General features: G+C 48.9%; 16 protein-coding genes and 1 riboswitch. Of the genes, 11 read left to right on the top strand and 5 right to left on the bottom strand.

The annotated features are described in order from the left end of the window. The first annotated feature begins 41 nt into the window (after positions 1-41). Entirely contained in the window at positions 42-506 is a 465-nt protein-coding gene (locus ACYQ2M_RS03355; RefSeq protein ID WP_459914901.1) for a biotin/lipoyl-containing protein, read from the top strand. A 125-nt stretch (positions 507-631) separates the two neighbouring features. Here the strand turns inward: ACYQ2M_RS03355 and ACYQ2M_RS03350 are convergent, their stop codons facing one another. After that, positions 632-1,159, bottom strand: a complete 528-nt coding sequence (locus ACYQ2M_RS03350; RefSeq protein WP_459914900.1) for a gamma carbonic anhydrase family protein — start codon at positions 1,157-1,159, stop codon at positions 632-634. Between the two features lie 307 nt (positions 1,160-1,466). Then, positions 1,467-1,668: riboswitch (cobalamin riboswitch) on the top strand. A 164-nt stretch (positions 1,669-1,832) separates the two neighbouring features. Between ACYQ2M_RS03350 and ACYQ2M_RS03345 the strand changes: the two genes are divergently transcribed. The 6 genes from ACYQ2M_RS03345 (at position 1,833) to ACYQ2M_RS03320 (ending at position 10,398) form a co-directional block, all read left to right on the top strand. Continuing rightward, the gene (locus tag ACYQ2M_RS03345) at positions 1,833-3,416 is read left to right on the top strand and encodes a DUF2284 domain-containing protein (RefSeq protein ID WP_459914899.1); all 1,584 of its coding nucleotides are present in this window, start codon (positions 1,833-1,835) and stop codon (positions 3,414-3,416) included. 15 nt (positions 3,417-3,431) lie between these two features. Beyond that, positions 3,432-4,775, top strand: a complete 1,344-nt coding sequence (locus ACYQ2M_RS03340; RefSeq protein WP_459914898.1) for a B12-binding domain-containing radical SAM protein — start codon at positions 3,432-3,434, stop codon at positions 4,773-4,775. Beyond that, positions 4,772-6,271: a B12-binding domain-containing radical SAM protein gene (locus tag ACYQ2M_RS03335; protein ID WP_459914897.1), complete on the top strand. Its 1,500-nt coding sequence runs from the start codon at positions 4,772-4,774 to the stop codon at positions 6,269-6,271. Before ACYQ2M_RS03340 ends, ACYQ2M_RS03335 begins: the two co-directional genes overlap by 4 nt. Before the next feature lie 136 nt (positions 6,272-6,407). Beyond that, the gene (locus ACYQ2M_RS03330; RefSeq protein ID WP_459914896.1) at positions 6,408-7,013 is read left to right on the top strand and encodes an NUDIX hydrolase; all 606 of its coding nucleotides are present in this window, start codon (positions 6,408-6,410) and stop codon (positions 7,011-7,013) included. A gap of 427 nt (positions 7,014-7,440) precedes the next feature. Further along, the gene (locus ACYQ2M_RS03325) at positions 7,441-9,534 is read left to right on the top strand and encodes a ribonucleoside triphosphate reductase (RefSeq protein ID WP_459914895.1); all 2,094 of its coding nucleotides are present in this window, start codon (positions 7,441-7,443) and stop codon (positions 9,532-9,534) included. 159 nt (positions 9,535-9,693) lie between these two features. Then, the gene (locus ACYQ2M_RS03320; RefSeq protein WP_459914894.1) at positions 9,694-10,398 is read left to right on the top strand and encodes an anaerobic ribonucleoside-triphosphate reductase activating protein; all 705 of its coding nucleotides are present in this window, start codon (positions 9,694-9,696) and stop codon (positions 10,396-10,398) included. Between the two features lie 102 nt (positions 10,399-10,500). On the opposite strand, the gene ACYQ2M_RS03315 is transcribed toward ACYQ2M_RS03320, so the two are convergent. Next, a complete protein-coding gene (locus ACYQ2M_RS03315; RefSeq protein WP_459914893.1) occupies positions 10,501-11,451 on the bottom strand; it encodes a substrate-binding domain-containing protein in 951 nt (316 codons plus the stop codon). 326 nt (positions 11,452-11,777) lie between these two features. Here ACYQ2M_RS03315 and ACYQ2M_RS03310 point away from each other — a divergent pair, with 326 nt between their 5' ends. From ACYQ2M_RS03310 to ACYQ2M_RS03295, 4 genes are all read left to right on the top strand, one after another. Continuing rightward, entirely contained in the window at positions 11,778-12,629 is an 852-nt protein-coding gene (locus ACYQ2M_RS03310; RefSeq protein WP_459914892.1) for an HD domain-containing protein, read from the top strand. Positions 12,630-12,633: 4 nt separating this feature from the next. Continuing rightward, positions 12,634-13,539, top strand: a complete 906-nt coding sequence (locus ACYQ2M_RS03305; RefSeq protein ID WP_459914891.1) for a hypothetical protein — start codon at positions 12,634-12,636, stop codon at positions 13,537-13,539. A gap of 8 nt (positions 13,540-13,547) precedes the next feature. Then, positions 13,548-14,132 (top strand): hydrolase, encoded by a 585-nt coding sequence (locus ACYQ2M_RS03300; protein ID WP_459914890.1) that lies wholly within the window; start codon positions 13,548-13,550, stop codon positions 14,130-14,132. A 158-nt stretch (positions 14,133-14,290) separates the two neighbouring features. Further along, positions 14,291-16,084 carry an adenylate/guanylate cyclase domain-containing protein gene (locus tag ACYQ2M_RS03295; RefSeq protein ID WP_459914889.1) on the top strand — a complete coding sequence of 598 codons (1,794 nt, stop codon included), beginning with the start codon at positions 14,291-14,293 and terminating at the stop codon, positions 16,082-16,084. A gap of 128 nt (positions 16,085-16,212) precedes the next feature. Here ACYQ2M_RS03295 and ACYQ2M_RS03290 read toward each other — a convergent pair whose 3' ends face one another. From ACYQ2M_RS03290 to ACYQ2M_RS03280, 3 genes are all read right to left on the bottom strand, one after another. Next, positions 16,213-16,404 carry an FmdB family zinc ribbon protein gene (locus tag ACYQ2M_RS03290; protein WP_459914888.1) on the bottom strand — a complete coding sequence of 64 codons (192 nt, stop codon included), beginning with the start codon at positions 16,402-16,404 and terminating at the stop codon, positions 16,213-16,215. Between the two features lie 64 nt (positions 16,405-16,468). Next, a complete protein-coding gene (locus tag ACYQ2M_RS03285; protein WP_459914887.1) occupies positions 16,469-16,936 on the bottom strand; it encodes a thioredoxin family protein in 468 nt (155 codons plus the stop codon). A gap of 98 nt (positions 16,937-17,034) precedes the next feature. Next, positions 17,035-17,733: a cytochrome c biogenesis CcdA family protein gene (locus ACYQ2M_RS03280; protein ID WP_459914886.1), complete on the bottom strand. Its 699-nt coding sequence runs from the start codon at positions 17,731-17,733 to the stop codon at positions 17,035-17,037. Between the last annotated feature and the right edge of the window lie 32 nt (positions 17,734-17,765).

The following is a 17,765-nucleotide window of genomic DNA, read 5'->3' as shown; positions in this document are numbered from 1 at the left end:
CATCCCTATATTTTTATAAAAAAATACAAAGTGAGGTAACGATGCATTATCAATTGGCAATTGAAGACAAAAAATATGCCGTCGAGATCGGGGCCATGGAAGCTGGTTGCGTTGCCGTGACTGTAAATGACGCGGTTTATCAGGTAAGTGTAGAAAACTTCATGGGGCATGCCTCCAGTACGCCTGCCGCACCACAGGCGGTCCCGGCGACACCCCCTCCCCAGGCCATGTCGCGGGCGATACCGGCTGCGGCGGTTGCGTCCGCAGCTTCCGTCCAGACGGCTACGTCCGGAAACGGCACGGTGGCAGCCCCCATTCCTGGGCTCATCCTTGACATTAAGGTTGCGGTGGGTGATGCGGTGACCGCTGGTCAAACAGTGGGCATTATGGAGGCCATGAAGATGGAGAACAACATCAACAGTCCCATGAACGGCAAGGTACTGGAGATCAGAGTGACCAAGGGTGCCACCGTGGCCGACGGTGAGGTTATTATGCTTATTGGGTGAATTCCCATCCAACAAACTGCTCCGCCCGTGTTCACAGGGACATGCGGGAAACAAATAGGGCATTATGGAGTTTTTTAAGAATCAGCTATTGAGGGCGTGTTGTGAATTTTTGTTTCATGAAATAGCTATTTGATCTTTTCAAATTTAGAGCTGGCGTAATCCATGGCTCGCTGGGCATAATTTTCCGCAGGCAGTCGAAGCAGTTCAAGCATTGATTCATCCATTTGACTTTTTATTTTTCCCGGTAAACCGGTAACCAGTGAAAATGGCGGGATAATCGTTTTCTCAAGCACCACCGCACCCGCCGCCACAATGGACCCTCGGCCGATGACAGCATGGTTCATCACCATGGCCCCCATGCCGATAAGGCAGTCATCTTCAATTCTGCATCCATGGATTACGCAGTTGTGGCCAATGGTGACCCCTTTACCTATGATAAGGGGGACATCATAATCGGAATGGCACATGGTGAGATCCTGTATGTTGGTATTTTCTCCCACAATGATGGCATTGCAATCCCCCCGGAGCACGCAGTTGAACCACACCGAGGTGTTTTCTGCCAGGGTGACATCACCAATAAGTGTTGCGCCGGGGGCCAAATAGGCGGACGGGGATATATGGGGTGTTTTCTTCTTGAAACGGTAGATGGACATTTTAAAGCTCCTTTCAGTTTTGTCAGTTTGAATTGCCGTTCAATTGGGTCCGCTTTGTGGGGTGGGCTTTCAACGTCTCCTCCCTCGGTCCCTTGGTGGCATAATCCTGAAATCGTTCATATCCGGTCGGTGAAAAAAACGGGATTAATAAAGGGATATCTTCATCGTTCAAAGCGTTTCTTATCATGGCCGCCATTGAAAAGGCAAATCATAAGGCTCTGATCCCAACGGGTTTCATTTGCAGGGAGGCAGGGCAGCCATGATGGGTAGGTGTTCATCGTTTTCTTGACAAACCCCCCGGATATGGTATTATTTTCGCGTTTTTATACAGGATGTCGCTGTCCCCGGGGAACCCGGTGAAATTCCGGGACGGACCCGCCGCCGTGAGTGAGGACGAACGCCGCATCATTGCCACTGTGCTGTAAATGTAATCACCGAAGCAGCATGGGAAGGCGCGGCAAATAGGATGAATCACAAGTCAGAATATCTGTGGGAACAGTGAAAACAGATGGCTTTCGGAGAGATGGTAAATCCCCGGGTCGATGCATTGTCGGCGTGGGGATTTTTGCGTGCCGACCTTAAATGGAGAATCCATGGACGGATACCGGCACTTTTTGTTTTTTAGCTTTTCTTTTTTTAAAATAGCCCTTCCCCGGGCCAGGAGGAAGAGCCTTTGATTTCTTCCGGCTTTCAAGATGCCGATGCCACCCACAAAGATTTCCAGTACCTGGAGAATCTGGCAACGGCCTACTGGTATTCCGAAGTATTTTTTGCTTCCCTGGAATTGAATCTGTTTCAACACCTGGACAAGGGCCAGCACACCCTTAAATCCCTTTCCCATGCAGCGCAGTGTCATGTCGATGGACTGTCTCGCCTTTTGAGAGCCCTGGAAAAAATGGCCCTGGTATCCCGGTATAAGGATGCCTGGTTCAATATGTTTCTTGCTTCTCACTATCTGGTGCCGGGAAAATCCACCTTTATGGGAGCGTTTTTTCTTTATCGACGATACATGCAGCCCCAGTGGACACAGCTTGCTTCCCGGGTTTCATGTCAGGAAAAATCAGAGCATGCTGCCACTTCCAAATCCCAGCCCCTTGAGACGGTTTCGGACCAAGGGGAGCAGGAGGACCATGATTACCGGGCAAGGAACCTTCGCTATGTCACGGCCATGGATACCCTGGTAAAGGAAAAGGCCCTGGAAATTGCCGGAGTAATAAAGGGAGAGTCCCTGAAGGGACCGCTTTTGGATGTGGGGGGCGGGGCCGGCAGCATGATCCGGGCATTGCTTCCCTTGATTCCGGGGGGACGCGCAGTGCTGTTTGAACTTGCCGAGGTTATTGATGCAGCACGAAAGATTTATCCGGAAACCGCCTCCTGGCAGGGCATTGAAACCATGGCAGGTGATTTTAGAACCCATGGTTTTGAACAGACATTCGGGGTAATTGTGCTGAGCAATTTTCTACATGCCTATGGACCGGAAGAGGCGAGACAATTGCTTGAAAAAGCCATTTCCCTTTTAAAACCAGGGGGCATGATACTCATCCATGACTATTTTCCCGACCGGGCTGGAAGAGATCCCCAGAAAGGCGCCCTCTATGATTTGACCATGATGCTCAATACCTACAACGGGTGCTGCCACGAGGCCGGAGACATTGAAGCCTGGCTCAGAGATGGGGGTATGGGGAACTGTGAGGTGATAGATCTTGACACAGACACCGCCCTCATGGTGGCGGGGGGGAGCGGCAGTGCCGGCGATGAGGGGAAAAAATGGGTCCGCATCGTCCTGGACCATGGGTTTGAACGTGCCGTTAAGATTGTCCCTGAAACGGTGATCACAGCCCCCTGGGTGCGAAAAAAATGTCAGTGGGGATGTGAGGGGTTTGGAAAAAACCTGCAATGCCCGCCCCGGGGAATGTCCCACGACGAAACCCGGGAGATGATAGACAGTTACGAGACTTTGTTCCTTGTGGAGGGAGCCCCGCCGGGAACCGCCTTTCATAAACAGCTTTTGTCCCTTGAAAAAACCGCCTTTCTGAAAGGTTTCCATAAGGCCTTTGTGTTTGGGGCTGGTCCCTGCACGGTGTGCCCGGAATGTCCCGCCGACGGTACTTGCCATCACCCCCATCTGTCACGCCCAGCCATGGAGTCCTCGGGCATTGATGTGTATGAAACCGCATCCCGGGCTGGCATACGCCTGGCCCCTGTGACGGAAAGCCTGGATTATGTCAAATATATGGGGCTTTTGCTTCTGAAATAAAATATGGAGTCTACAATGAAAATACTTCTGGTACAGGTACCCACATCCCACCTGGGGGCCGGAGAAAAAGTGTACCCATTGGGCCTTTCCCGGTTATCCAGCACGGTGCCGAAGGGCATTGAAAAAAGCGTTCTGGACATGAATATTTGCCCTGACCCCTGGCAGGCCCTTCACCAGGCCTTGATGGATGAAGTCCCGGATGTGGTGGCCCTTTCCTTTCGGAACCTTGATCCCCTGGCAGGGCATCAGGCATCCTATCTGTCGTCTTTGAAAACCGCAGCCCGGATGGTTAAAAACATGGCGCCAGGAGCTGGGCTTCTAGCTGGGGGACCGGCCTTTTCGCTTTTTGCCAAAAGACTCATGGAGGAGGTCCCCCAAATTGATGTGGGACTAAAGGGAGAGGGGGAGTTGATTTTCCCGTCCCTTCTTACACCGGATCCGGATTATCCTCATATCCCCGGGATTCTATGGCGGGACCGGGGACAGGTGGTTGTCAATGGCCCCGGTGCCAGGATGGACGTGGACCTGCTTCCCCCCATGGATCTCAGGGCCTTTCCCCCGGAGAAGTATACCCGGGGCAATGCATATGTGGCGGCCATGGGCATTGAAGGTAAAAGGGGGTGTGACCTGTGGTGCAGTTATTGCCTTTATCCTTTCCTGGGGGGAGCTGCCATGCGGCTTAGAAGCCCTGTAAAGATTGTGGATGAGATGGAGCACCTGCACAAAGAATGCAATATTGGTCTGTTTCATTTCACCGACGGAGTTTTAAATCGTCCTGCGGATCATTTTGAGGCCCTGTGCCGGGAACTTATCCGCAGAAAACTAAATGTTTCCTGGACTGGGTTTTTCCGGGAGGATTCCCTGACCGCCGAAAACCTGGATCTGGCACAACGGGCGGGCGTGGTGGCTGTGTATTTCTCCGGGGATGCCCTCACCGATTATGGATTGAAGCTTTTAAATAAAAAAATGACCCGGCAGGATATCCTCAACGCCTCCCGGTTGACGGCGGATAAAAAAGTCCTCACAATGTGCCATTTCCTGGTGAATCTGCCCGGGGAGACAGCAAGAGATGTCATGGAGGCCCGGGACATGCTGGATGAACTACTTGACATCCATGGTGATGCCGGAAATTTGGGGGCAGTGATATTTAATCACATACGGCTCTATCCCGGGGCACCCATTACCAGGAAACTCATCCGAGACGGTATGCTTGATTCTGAAACAGATCTGCTTTATCCGGTGTATCATAATCCCGTCCACGGTAGTCATCTGCTCCATGAATTTGAAGCAACGTGTCACAGTGCCGGTGTATTTTCCCGTCTGAAAATAAATGGAACTGCCATGGAGACTGTAAAATGATGGACGCTGTTGTACTGGAACATCCCCGGATGGCTTCTGAAAAAAGATTCAATGATATTGCCAACACCCCTCTTTGGTCCTGCCTCATGGGGGGATATGCAGCCTCGGCCCTGGATGCCGCCGGATATGAGACCACATTCATGGACGCGGCCCAGGGGTTCTGGACCTTTGAGGAAACAAAAGAAAAAATACTGGCACTTGATCCGTGGCTTTTGTGCATTAATGCTGTGTATTTCTGGGAGCACACCCCATTCTTGTTTAAATTCCTGGAGGATTTGAAAAAACAGGGATTTCCTGGTCATATAAATCTGTTTGGCTTTTTTCCCACCCTTGTGTATGCTGAAATTCTGGAAAATCAGCCGGTGGTGGATTCCGTGGCCGTGGGGGAGTTTGAACATACCTTGGTGGCCCTGGCCCGGGCACTTCAAAAAGGAAACCACTTCCAGGGGATCGAAGGCCTTGCCCTTAAAGGGCCTTCAAAGGATGACCCGGCAGTTAAGAAAATACCGGTGCGCACACCGGCAAAGAATCTTGATGATTTCCCCTTTCCCTGGCGGGCTTCCCTGGAGGGTACCGTTACCGTGCTTGCCAGCCGGGGATGTTATAACCATTGCAGCTTCTGCCCGGTGCCATCTTTTTACAACCAGGGGCCTTTGTGGCGGGGACGATCCCCGGAAAACATTGCAAAAGAGATGGCCGATCTGGTTGACCGCGGGGGGAAGCGTTTTTACTTTGCAGATCCCAATTTCATTGGCCCGGGCCGTGGGGGAAAACAAAGAATTCTGGATTTGCTGAACCTGATAGCGCCCTTGAACATAACCTTTGGCATGGAAACGCGACCGGCAGATCTGGATGATGAGATCTTGGAAAAATTAACAGCAGCAGGCTTTAATTCCCTTTTGATGGGCATTGAAAGCGGATCTGCAAGGGTGCTTGGCAATCTTAACAAGCAATCGGCAGCCAATGAGGGGGCCCGGGCCATTGCCCTTTGCCGTCGCCATGGCATTGAGCCGGAGATTGGATTTTTAATGTTTGTGCCGGACAGTTCCGTGGCGGATCTCCGGGACAACATGGCGTTTTTGATGGAAAACAAGCTCCTGGATCGCCTGGAACGAACCGCCAATCTCATGTGCCATTGCCAGATTGTGCTTTCCGGCACATCCGGGTACGCGGCCTTTGAACGGATGAACCGCCTTGAAAAAAGCGGCTTATTCGGATTTGAAGGAGATGTCGCCTTTCTGGATCCCGGTGTTGAATGGATGTCCCGGCGCGTGGTGTTTGCCTGTCACACCGTTTTAAGATTCATGTCCGACAAGGCATCTCCACTTTACTGGGCATTGCCGGACATTTCTGTGTCAAACAAGGTGAATGCCTATCTGGTGGCCCTTTTCTTCAGGCTGCTTGACCAGGTGGAGACCCTGGGTCCGGTGGATAACCTGGAGGAGATGGAAGAAAAAATTTTTAAAGAAATCTCAGCCCTTTTGCAGGGAGCCTGATCTCCATTGAACTTGTGGGCTTGGTTATAATATGGGCCACTGGTCATAATTATCGCGCCATTGGGGTCAGGTTTGCGGTCAAACCCCACAATGCTCAAATTCGAAACTTGACATAAAAAATAAGGAGATGATTTTCATGCTGTCCCGTGAATGCCATTGCCATGAAGTGCTGTCCCGTGTCGTCAATGACGCAAGCCACCCCCCTGCGCCGGATGCGGATCTGTTTGAACCCACCAGTGTCATGGCTCTTGCCGGTATTCGCCCGGAACCTTTTCTGCTACTCATTCAAAAGGCAGACCGCCAGGGTTATCCTTGGCGGAACCAGATGGCGTTTCCCGGGGGACATGTAGACCCCAATGATGCGGATCGGGGGGCCACGGCCCTGCGTGAACTCAGAGAAGAGCTGGCCATCACCCGGGATCAGGTGGAGATGGTGGGCTCCATTGGGCATTTTCAGACCATCAACAATAAGGATATCGAAGCATTCCTTGGGATATGGGACCAAACAGGAGATATCGATTTTGATGAGAAGGAAATATCCAGGGTTTTCAGGATTCCATTGCAGCATTTTACCCAGATTCACAGGGACAAGGGCTTTCATGGGAGATATCCCGATATTCGTGAATTGACCTACCCATTCAAAGATGTGGTGATATGGGGGGTCACCGCAAAAATCATTCATCATCTAATGGAAATTCTGCCTGAAGATCCTAATGGCGCAAGCTACTTTTCCCAGCCCTGATCCGGACAATTATATTGCTGGCCCCTCCCTCATCCATCCATGGATATATGTCCATGGGGTGTTTCGGTAATCCGTTTTTTTATGCCGCCCGGAGCCCCCTTTCTTGCCTGAAATCTGCCCTTAAACGATGCATTAAAACAACCCTTTTTATGGAAAATCAGTCTGGAATGATGGGGTGTCACAATGTGGTGCACCTGTCTTTATTTTAAGGCCTGTTTAGGCGTTTTATTCCTGTGTTTTCAGGTTGTTGGCCGCCTTGTTTTTGGCGATGTTACACAATATGTCGTTTTATTCCTTGACTTGAATCTATATATTGATTATTTTTGTCGCCTCTGGTATTCTTACAGAAAATCCACGAACTGCCAGCATTTGATTCAAAAACAGCCAAAATTAATATAAAGCACCAGGGAATCCAAGGGAGCGACGAATGTTTGAAAAAATAAAAAAGCGTGACGGCCGAATTGCGGAATTTGACTCTTCAAAAATCAGTGATGCCATTGCCAAATCAGGTAAGGAGACCGGTGAATTTGATGAAAGAGAAGCAAAAAAACTGACACTCAAGGTCATCACTCTTGCCAGGGATCTGCGGCTTGGCGCCTGTCCCGAGGTGGAGGAAATCCAGGATATTGTGGAGCGGGTCCTCCTTGATTCCCCCTTTTATAAAACCGCCAAGGCTTACATCATTTACCGGGAACAGCACAACCAGATCCGTCGGATCACCATCCGTGAACACCTGGACCTCATGGAAAAATACATCGGCCGTATGGACTGGAAAGTAAAAGAGAACAGTAATATGAGTTACTCTCTCCAGGGACTTAATAATTACATCTCATCGGGCATAACCGCCGAATACTGGCTGAACAGAATTTATCCCCCCGGGGTGAGGGAGTCCCATGAAAGGGGAGATATCCATATCCATGATTTGAGCCTGTTGTCCGTATATTGCGTGGGATGGGATCTTCAGGATCTGCTCATGGAAGGATTTAAAGGGGTATCCGGTAAGGTGGAAAGCCTGCCTCCCCGGCATCTTAGAACCGCCCTGGGTCAGATGGTGAACTTTTTTTATACCCTCCAGGGTGAGGCAGCCGGTGCCCAGGCCATGTCCAATTTTGATACCCTGCTGGCCCCCTTTGTCCGGGAAGATAACCTTGGTTACAAAGAGGTGAAGCAGGCCCTTCAGGAGTTTGTATTCAACATAAATATTCCTACGCGGGTGGGATTCCAGACCCCTTTTACTAATATCACCATGGATCTTGTGGTTCCCTCTATTTTAAAAAATTCTCCGGTGGTTATCGGTGGAGAATACCGGGAAGACACCTATGCCGACTATCAGCATGAAATGGATATGATCAACAACGCCTTTGCCGAGGTGATGATGGAAGGGGATGCCAAGGGTCGGGTTTTCACCTTTCCCATTCCGACTTACAACATCACCGAAGACTTTAACTGGGACAATGAAAACCTTGAAAATGTCTGGAAAATGACCGGCAAATACGGCATCCCCTATTTTTCTAACTTTGTAAATTCTGATATGTCCCCGGATGATGCCCGTTCCATGTGCTGCCGGCTGCGGCTGGACAACCGGGAACTGCAAAAAAGGGGCGGGGGGCTTTTTGGTGCCAATCCCCTCACCGGTTCCATCGGGGTTGTCACCATTAATTTGCCCCGGTTGGGATACACCTCGGACACGGAACAGGATTTCATGGACAAGCTCGATGATCTTGTGAAGATTGCCGGAGAATCCCTGAGCATAAAGCGCAAGGTGCTGGAAAAATTCACCGATGGCAACCTTTATCCCTATTCAAAATTCTATCTGAGAAAAATCAAGGAAAGTGCCGGGTGTTTTTGGCGTAACCATTTTTCCACCATCGGGATACTTGGCATGAACGAGGCCTGTGTGAATTTTTTGGGTAAAGGGATTGCATCGCAGGAGGGACAGGCTTTTTCCATCCGGGTCATGGACCATCTCCGGGCGGAAATTGAGAAAATGCAGGTGGAAACAGGCGAGATGTTTAACCTGGAAGCAACCCCGGCCGAGGGAACCACCTATCGCTTTGCCATGAAAGACAAGGAACGTTATCCTGACATCATCTGTGCCAATGAAGCCGAGTATACGGCGGGCAGCGACCCCTTTTACACCAACTCCACCCATCTGCCGGTGAATTACACAGATGATGTGTTCGAGGTGCTGGATCTCCAGGATGGTCTCCAGATAAAATACACCGGTGGCACGGTGCTTCATCTGTTTCTGGGAGAAGAGGTGTGCGATGTGGAGGTGGTCAAGCAGATGGTGCAAAAGGTGGCCAATAACTATAAGCTGCCCTATTTTACACTTACCCCCACCTTCAGTGTCTGCGCTTCCCATGGTTATATCCCCGGAGAAGAATCCGTGTGCCCCAAGTGCGGTGGGGAAACAGAAGTGTACTCCCGGGTGGTTGGATATCTGCGGCCGGTGAAGCAGTGGAACAACGGCAAACAGACAGAGTTCTGCATGCGTAAAACCTTTAAAGTGGCCTCCTGAGGCGTATTGCCATTAAGATCACCGTGGATTTGAGTCGATTTTAAGCCTGTGGATTGGAAAGGGGCCTTTGCTTATAATTCGGGCACATTTTCCATGAATCAGGCTTTTTTCATGTTAAGATCCAACACGATAAGATTGAACAATAAGGAACAAAATTCAATGTCAATGATTCTGGGGGGACTGCAGAAAAACAGCTTGATTGATTTTCCAGGAACGGTGGCTTGCGTGGTGTTTACATCAGGGTGTAATTTCTGCTGTCCTTACTGCCACAATCCCGATCTTGCAAGGGGAAAGGTGTCCCCCGATGCTCCAACAGAAGTAGATGTGTTTACCTTTCTGGAGAAAAGAAAAGGCATGCTGGACGGAGTGGTGATCACCGGGGGAGAACCGTCGTTGCACAAGGATCTTGAAGGATTCTGTTTCAAGATCAAAAATATGGGCTATAAAATCAAGCTTGATACCAACGGAAGCCACCCCGAGGTGTTGGCAAGTCTGCTGCGACGGCAATTGCTGGATTGTGTGGCCATGGACATTAAAACCGGCCTTGACAGATATGATGATTTTATCCGGGGGGATTTCAAGACAGATAGCATCATGGAATCGGTGAAACTTATCATGGGCAGTGCCCCCGCCTATGAGTTCAGAACCACCTGTGTCCGCCCGTTTATAGATGAAGCCATAGCGGCGGACATTGGCCGGATGATCAAGGGGGCATCCCACTATGTGCTCCAGCATTGTTCCCGGAACGTATCGGTATTAAACTCCTCTTTTTTTGAATTGGAAAATCGTTTTTTCCAGGAGAAAGACATGGTGGCACTTCAAAAGGCCGTTGAGCCCCATGTGGTTAAATGTTCCATTCGATGATGGACCTTATCGTATTGTCTACTCTCTCCATTGAAGTGGACTGATTTTTTACTCGACCGTCATAAGGGCTCAGTGGCTGACAATTGACCGTTTTAGCATTCTTTATCCCTGGTTGGTTTTAGACGTATCCTTTTCATCTGCCAGGGGATAGATCATATTACCGGATCTGGATAGGTCATAGCCCCCCAGTTCCTGGGCGGTTGTTTTAAAGATATCTTCCTTGAGCAGTCCCAGAAACAGCTGAATCCCCTTGTCAAAGAAACGTTCCTTTGAGATGAGAAGGTCAAATCTTTCCCAGCAGATGGGAATGAAACCAAGGCCCAGTTTCTCTGCCACGGGTTTGATTCCCGGGCCAGCATCTGCAGATCCGGATAGCACCGCAAGGCCGATATCCATGTGTTTGGCCGCAATGTTGTCATACCCCTTAATGGAACTTCCCTTTATACCCGCCTTTTTAAGCTCTCCATCAAACAACTGGCGCGTTCCAGTGCCAAGGCTTCTGTTGACAATGCTGATACCCGGCTGGGCTAGATCTTGTATGCCGTTAATGCCCCAGGGGTTTTTTTTCTTCACCAGAATGCCCTGCTGACGCATGCAGAAATTAACCGCTGCCGGCATGCGTTTCATTTCCTTTTCAAGGAATGGGAAATTATACTCCTTATCCTGACCGTCGGTGTCTGCCACCAGATGACTGGAGGCGATGTGGCACATGTTTTTTCTCAAGGCCCGGATGCCCCCCATGCTGCCGGTGAAACCAAACATGGCCATGTGATGGGGGGACTGGCTGTTAAAATGGGTCAGCATGGCATCCAGTAGCAGATCGTTACTGCCGGCAATGAGCACCAGTCCATGGTAGGGGGGCAGTTTGGCGGCCGGTTCAGGATAATTGATGGTCCCCGATTCAATCCACTGGCGGACCAGGTCAATGGGAAACAGCCATTTGCCGGTGACCTTGGTGGCGGGAAGTCCTTTGTCGGATATGAGGCTGTAAACCATTTTTTCGTTGATGTTTAAAAATTTTGCCACTTCCCGGGTTGAAAGTAATTCACTCATTGTTATGACTCCTTTTCCATGGGCTGTTGAAGATTGCTTCCAACTCCCTTGCTCAATTTATTTTTTTTGTTCTTGAGCCATACCATATTCCAGCGTAAATCACTATCCTTCTTACTCGATGATTGAATTCTTGTCTCTTATTTTCTTGTTGTTTTTGTAAAAGGAGTAGACAATTGTTTGCTTCTGGTCTGTCCCGATCAGTTTTTTGGATGTGATCACAACATGGGGAGTTCTGGGGGGCAGGTGGCAAGATGGTCCACGGTATGTCTTGATGAATTTAAATAACCGTGGTATGCGTGGGTAAAATTATTTCAAGGGGCTTCGTTATGAATCATCAAACACTGACGCAATTGAAACGGTTTTTTCTGGCATATGCAGATAAATACATACAAGGCTCCCATGACCCTGAGCCCCTGACGCTGAAAAAAGACCATACCCTCAGGGTATGCAGCGAGATACTTGCTTTGGGAAAGGCCCTTGGCCTGGACGATGACAAGATGATGCTGGCCGAAGCCATGGCTCTTTTCCATGATCTTGGAAGATTCAGGCAGTATGAAATCTATAAAACTTTTCTGGACCAGCAATCAGAAAACCATGCCCGCCTCAGCCTTCAAGAAATGGATGCCCATGGTGTTCTTGATTCCTTGACTGTCCGGGAGGCAACCCTGATTAAAAAATCCATTGGGTTTCATAATGTTGCACAGATTCCCCGGCAGGGAGATGGAGATCTGATGTTTTTTATCCGATTGCTTCGGGATGCCGATAAGCTTGATATCTGGCGGGTGGTCATAGAAAATTACACCCATCCCCGACCGGGAAGTCAGCAGGCTATCAATCTGGGACTTTCAGATGACCCTGGGGTTTCCAGCGATGTCATGGATGCCATTATGGCCGGGACCTTTGTTAAAAGTGCAGCAATCAAATGCCTCAATGACTTTAAACTCATGCAGATTAGTTGGGTATTTGATTTGAATTTTTCTCCATCCATTCAATGGGTGAAAGAGCGTAAGTACATTGAAAAAATAGCCGCATGCCTGCCCGATATTCCCCGGGTGAACGCGGCCATCGCCCAAGTGTATCATTATATGGATACCCGGGTACCGCTGAACGATTTTAATCAAATTCCGGGGGACCATCAAGAACTGTCCCATGCCATCGGCAACGGTGCAGGCAGATAGCCCCATGACATGGTCTGTCAGCAGATTTAAAGGAATAATCGTCCGGGGACTGTTTATTGGATGCTGTCTGTGCCTGTGCGTTTCCCTTGGCCGGGGGGAAGAAAAAATTGATATGCCCCGTTACCAGTGCACATCCACGCTTTCCCGGGGGGAAGTTAACTGGAGCACCGGCAGGGTTTATGCCCGTGGAAGGGCCGTTCCAGTGGATCGAAAAAAGGCAGAATCCCCAGACTTTATTTTAAGTCTTGCCAGAAGTGATGCCCGGCGTAATCTCATTGAAACATTGAAATCGTTGGATATTTACAGGGGGCACAGTGTGGCGGCCCTTGCCGAATCGGATGATCATATTCTTGCGGGCATTGAAAAAAGTGCCATGGATGCCACCTTGATCAAACAGTCCTATACCTCGGATCGCACCATGGAAGTGGTACTGGAAACCAGCTTGTTCGGGGGATTTCTTCAACTGGTCTTACCGGAAGAAATTGAATCCATTCCCACCCTTCAAATTCTTGATCCGCCGGCGGTGCTGGAGAAAAAATCATCGGAATACACCGGCCTGATCATTGATGCCACCCCCATTGGGTTTTATCCGGTACTTTATCCGGTGGTGATCAGTGAACTGGGATCAGAAATATACAGTGCCCTTTTTATCAGCCGGGATATTGCGGTTCAGCAGGGGGTGTGTCGCTATGTGTGCTCCATGGATTCGGTTGATACCGTTAGATGGGTGGGTGAGAATCCCATCACAGTTAAGGCCTTGAGGACAGGAGGCCCTGGGAATTCGTACATTGTCATCAGCAGATCTGATGCCGACATAATTGAGAAGACCCGGGAACGCCATCGTTTCATGCGGGAGTGCCGGGTGATCATTCTGGTATCCCAGATCCCGGATGACCAAGCCCAACAATAAGGAGTGACATGAATTCTTATATTCCCACAAGAGAAGATGCTCTGAAACTTTTCAAGCAATATAACAAGAGTGACAGCCTGCTGCGCCATGCCCTTTCAGTGGAGGGTGTCATGGGGCATTTTGCCCATAAGTTCAATGAAGATAGACTACCCTGGCAGGTGATCGGGTTGGTCCATGATCTGGATTATGAAATGTATCCTGAGGATCATTGCACCAAATGTCGTGAAATTCTCATGGAAAACAATTGGCCTGAAGCCTATATCCGTGCGGTGGTCAGCCATGGATGGGGCATTTGTTCCGATGTTGAACCCCGGACCATGCTGGAAAAAACCCTTTATGCCGTTGATGAGCTCACCGGGCTTGTGGCCAGTGCTGCCCTGGTAAGGCCCTCCAAGAGTGTGCTGGATCTAACGGCAAAATCCGTTAAGAAAAAATGGAAGGATAAACGCTTTGCCGCCGGTGTGGATCGCAGTATCATTGATAAGGGTGCGCAGATGCTGGAGATGGATCGTACGGAATTGATCATCGAAACCATTGCAGGCATGCGAAGTGTTGCCGGAGTGATTGGTCTGCAGGGTAATGTTTCAGTGTGAGAAAGCACATGTGAACCCACCTGAAGATCCCCATGTTGTGATCAAGTGCTGATGTTTTTGTCGCCTGTTATCCCGGCTGATGGAAGATTAGACCATTGATGACCCACGAGAACCTGTGACAGTTGTTCGAACCTGTCAAAAGGGAGTTTGACCCCATTATGTTGCCCATGCATCAGATTAAGGAACAAATAGAGGAGATTGATGCTGCATTCCACTGTTTTAAATTAAAGGGTTCCCCGGTTGAACTGCTTGAATTCCTTGCCGGGTTTGAAAAAAAAACAGTTCAATTCACAGTGGATGCCCTGCTCAATGCCATTATTAAATGGTATAAGAATCTTTTTTTTCAGAAGGCGTTTCTGTTTCAGCGGGCAGAGGAGTTGCTCGATGAAGCTCTGGATACCATTGATGATCAGCCGGACTCATATTTTCTTCGCTGGAAGGTGAAAATTTATATTTCCCTGGGCTATGTGCACCGGGATCAGTGGAATTATCTGGATGCTGAATTTTATCTGAGCCATGCACTGGAGCTGGCCCGGACGGAACCGGAATTGCACAAATTTCTTGGGGAAATTTATTCCAATTTAAGCCAGGTGAACCTGCTGTTGAGCCGTCATCACGAAGCAAATAATTGTGCCGCCCTGGAAAAAAAGGTGTCCCGGGAGCATTATCAGTCTACCTTCGCAGATAAAAACAGCAGTGTTATTTATGCGTACGCATTGATTAACCACAGTCGCATCCGACGTATGATGGGTGTGCTGGACCAGGAAAATGAGCAAAATCTTAAGGAAGCCGCTGAAATTGCGTCTCAGTTTAACAATGAAAGATGCATCCTCATGTGTGATCTGGAGACCGCAGAATTTAAGTTTGCTCTGAATCAAATCGGACGAGCCCTGGATATGGCCCTTTCTTTGGAACCCCGACTGGAAAAACAGGGGATGATAAGAGAAAACTTGCAGGCGGGGCTTCTGTCTGCAAGGGTCTATGAAAAAATTCTGGACTATGAACTGGCCGAAGCAAAATTTAACGAGATTATTGAGCACTCCCGAAAACATCATTTAAGCATGCAACAGGTTGCCGCAGATGCCTTTTACGGGCTGGGGCAGACCTGTTATCGCATGGATCAGGAGCAACGGGCCTATGAGTGTTTCCGTAATTCTGCAAGAATAGGCATGGTGCTTGGCATCAAGGATGTGATTATCCGTTCCTTTGAAGCGGCCAGGATCATTGATAAATACAAGGCCCGGGAATTGTTGTCGTCCAATCTGGTTTATCAGGATTCGGCGTTTGTGAAGAACCGGATCAGTCGAAGCTTCAGTGCCTTTAAAAATTCACGCACCAAAACCCGGCTTTTTGCCAGTACGCTTTTTGTGGATATTGTGGGCTTCAGCAGCCTGATGAAGCTGTCTGACGAAAGTCTTACCATACAGATGGTGGATGAATTCATTGATCGAATGTCTTTGATTATTTATCAGTACAACGGGTATATTGATAAATTTCTGGGGGACGGGTTCATGGCCATCTTTGAACATGGAGACACCGTGTCACCCCGCAAGGTGATGGATGCCATTCGTTCGGGGATTGACATCTACCGGGCCTTGAAGCATAAAAATCGAAAACTGGGGGCAGTTTATGGTGCTGATTCAAAGATAAATGTGCGCATCGGCATCAGCACCGGGGAGATCTTTGCCATGATTCTGGGTAACTATATAAAAACGGAGTTTACTTACCTGGGAAATTCGGTGAATCTTGCTTCAAAACTGGAGAGTCGTGCCAGTAATCAGTTCATGCTCATTGATGAAGAAACCTGGCTCCACTCAAAGGACCGGATTATATCAGAGCCCGAGATAATAACGATTCCAGGGCTCGGCGAAACCCATGTTCATAAGGTCTTGCGCCTGGCCCGGATGAACAAACGTCCAGAGCTAAGTGTTAATAAATCGTTGCCGGATTGAGATTATCCGCCTTTACGGGGGCAGGGGAATGGAATGCCCCGTTTTGGGGATCTGAGGTCAGGTCCATGGTGATGCCCATTCCCCCTTTGCATTGCTGCGACACACTGCCGCAGTAATGATCAGCCAGCTCATGAAAATCCCTTGGGGGCATCTGCGGCACAGGTGCCGATGCTGGCCCCCATGAAACTGCAGGCACTCATTAGTTTTATGACCTCATCGCTGCCACACCGGGGACAGTTCACCACCTCCTTGTCTCCGGCAAAAATAAGTTTTTCAAAAACGGTTTCACATTTTTCACATTGGTATTCATAAATCGGCATGGGTTTGTCCTCCGGTTGTGATCAATCCCTGATTGCAAGATGTTGAAAATTCAATTGTTGCATATTAAAGGTTTTTTTTGAAATCCTGATAGCTCATTTTTTCATAGCTTTCGGTGTTGATGAATTTGAGTATGGTCAGCAGTCGGTTAGAATCAATGTATCCAGGCATGCTGCTTAGTTTATTCATGTCAGATTTCAGAAACCAGGTGGTGGGAAGTCCTCTTACCCCGAAGCGTGATGCAATTTTTTTTTCCTTGTCCGAATCAACGGTGATGGCTATGTAATTTTCATTGAGATAGTCAATGATGCCTTGATCTTTGAAGGTGGTGAGTTCCATTTTTTTGCAATAGGTGCACCAGTCCGCATGAAAGTAAAGAAATATTTTTTTGTCCTGCTGTTCTGCCATGGTGACGCCTTTTTTATAGGTGGTCCAGACGATTTCCTTTTTGCGTTCCGGTGCGGCTGCCCAAGCTGAAGACAGTGAGAATAATGCCAGGAGTAAGGTTGTGATCAATATTTTTTTGTTTTTCATGTTTCAGGTCCTTTTGGGCTGGGATGGGTGTTGGGTTAATTAGGTACTGGGTTTATGGCTGCTGGGCGATGGGTTCATTGGTTGTGGGTGCCGGGGGGTTAAAGGGTGGCCAGGAGTCTGAATTTATCTGTGATCAGTAAAATTCCCATGATAATGAGCAGAATTCCCGCCACTTTATTTACATAACCAAGAATCCCGGTGGCCCGCTTCATGATGACAAGAATTCTGTTGATGAAAAAAGAGATTAAAAGAAAAGGCAGGGCCAGTCCCACTGAATAAATGCTTAAAAGCACAATACCTTGCATGACGGTTTCCTGGCTGCCCGCAACAATAAGTATGGAGCCCAGCATGGGACCGATGCAGGGGCTCCACCCGGCACCAAAGGCCATACCGATGACAAAGGTGCCCATGACATGCATGGGTTTTTCATTGATATGCATCCGCCGTTCAAAGTTGAGACCCTTGATGTTGATAATTCCCAGAAGATGACATCCAAATAACAAAATGATACCGCCTCCCACGTATCTTACAATCCAGGAATATTGGGTAAGGACTCCCCCCATGAACGAGGCTGATGCCCCAAGCAGTATGAACACCGTTGAAAATCCGCAGACATAGGAAAGGGTGGCCAGAATCACCTTTTGCCGGGTTTTGCGGGTATCTGTTGTAAGCTCATCCAAGGATAAGCCTGTGATGAAAGTGAAATAGGCCGGAATCAGGGGCAGGATGCAGGGGGAGAAAAAAGAAAGCAGCCCTGCTACCAATGCGGCCTGATAGGATATGGTTTCTGTAAACAAATGAAAATCCTCCATCTAAATAAAGGGATGTC

The organism is Desulfocicer niacini (assembly GCF_054657595.1).
Note: the sequence above shows the minus strand (reverse complement) of the source record. Positions and strands in the feature narration are given on the sequence as shown.

What these genes read in the sequence shown, in the direction of transcription:
- ACYQ2M_RS03355 (WP_459914901.1), top strand. Translation starts at nt 42, where the DNA reads ATGCATTATCAATTGGCAATTGAAGACAAAAAATATGCCGTCGAGATC.
- ACYQ2M_RS03350 (WP_459914900.1), bottom strand. Translation starts at nt 1,159, where the DNA reads ATGTCCATCTACCGTTTCAAGAAGAAAACACCCCATATATCCCCGTCC.
- ACYQ2M_RS03340 (WP_459914898.1), top strand. Translation starts at nt 3,432, where the DNA reads ATGAAAATACTTCTGGTACAGGTACCCACATCCCACCTGGGGGCCGGA.
- ACYQ2M_RS03335 (WP_459914897.1), top strand. Translation starts at nt 4,772, where the DNA reads ATGATGGACGCTGTTGTACTGGAACATCCCCGGATGGCTTCTGAAAAA.
- ACYQ2M_RS03330 (WP_459914896.1), top strand. Translation starts at nt 6,408, where the DNA reads ATGCTGTCCCGTGAATGCCATTGCCATGAAGTGCTGTCCCGTGTCGTC.
- ACYQ2M_RS03325 (WP_459914895.1), top strand. Translation starts at nt 7,441, where the DNA reads ATGTTTGAAAAAATAAAAAAGCGTGACGGCCGAATTGCGGAATTTGAC.
- ACYQ2M_RS03320 (WP_459914894.1), top strand. Translation starts at nt 9,694, where the DNA reads ATGTCAATGATTCTGGGGGGACTGCAGAAAAACAGCTTGATTGATTTT.
- ACYQ2M_RS03315 (WP_459914893.1), bottom strand. Translation starts at nt 11,451, where the DNA reads ATGAGTGAATTACTTTCAACCCGGGAAGTGGCAAAATTTTTAAACATC.
- ACYQ2M_RS03310 (WP_459914892.1), top strand. Translation starts at nt 11,778, where the DNA reads ATGAATCATCAAACACTGACGCAATTGAAACGGTTTTTTCTGGCATAT.
- ACYQ2M_RS03305 (WP_459914891.1), top strand. Translation starts at nt 12,634, where the DNA reads ATGACATGGTCTGTCAGCAGATTTAAAGGAATAATCGTCCGGGGACTG.
- ACYQ2M_RS03300 (WP_459914890.1), top strand. Translation starts at nt 13,548, where the DNA reads ATGAATTCTTATATTCCCACAAGAGAAGATGCTCTGAAACTTTTCAAG.
- ACYQ2M_RS03295 (WP_459914889.1), top strand. Translation starts at nt 14,291, where the DNA reads ATGTTGCCCATGCATCAGATTAAGGAACAAATAGAGGAGATTGATGCT.
- ACYQ2M_RS03290 (WP_459914888.1), bottom strand. Translation starts at nt 16,404, where the DNA reads ATGCCGATTTATGAATACCAATGTGAAAAATGTGAAACCGTTTTTGAA.
- ACYQ2M_RS03285 (WP_459914887.1), bottom strand. Translation starts at nt 16,936, where the DNA reads ATGAAAAACAAAAAAATATTGATCACAACCTTACTCCTGGCATTATTC.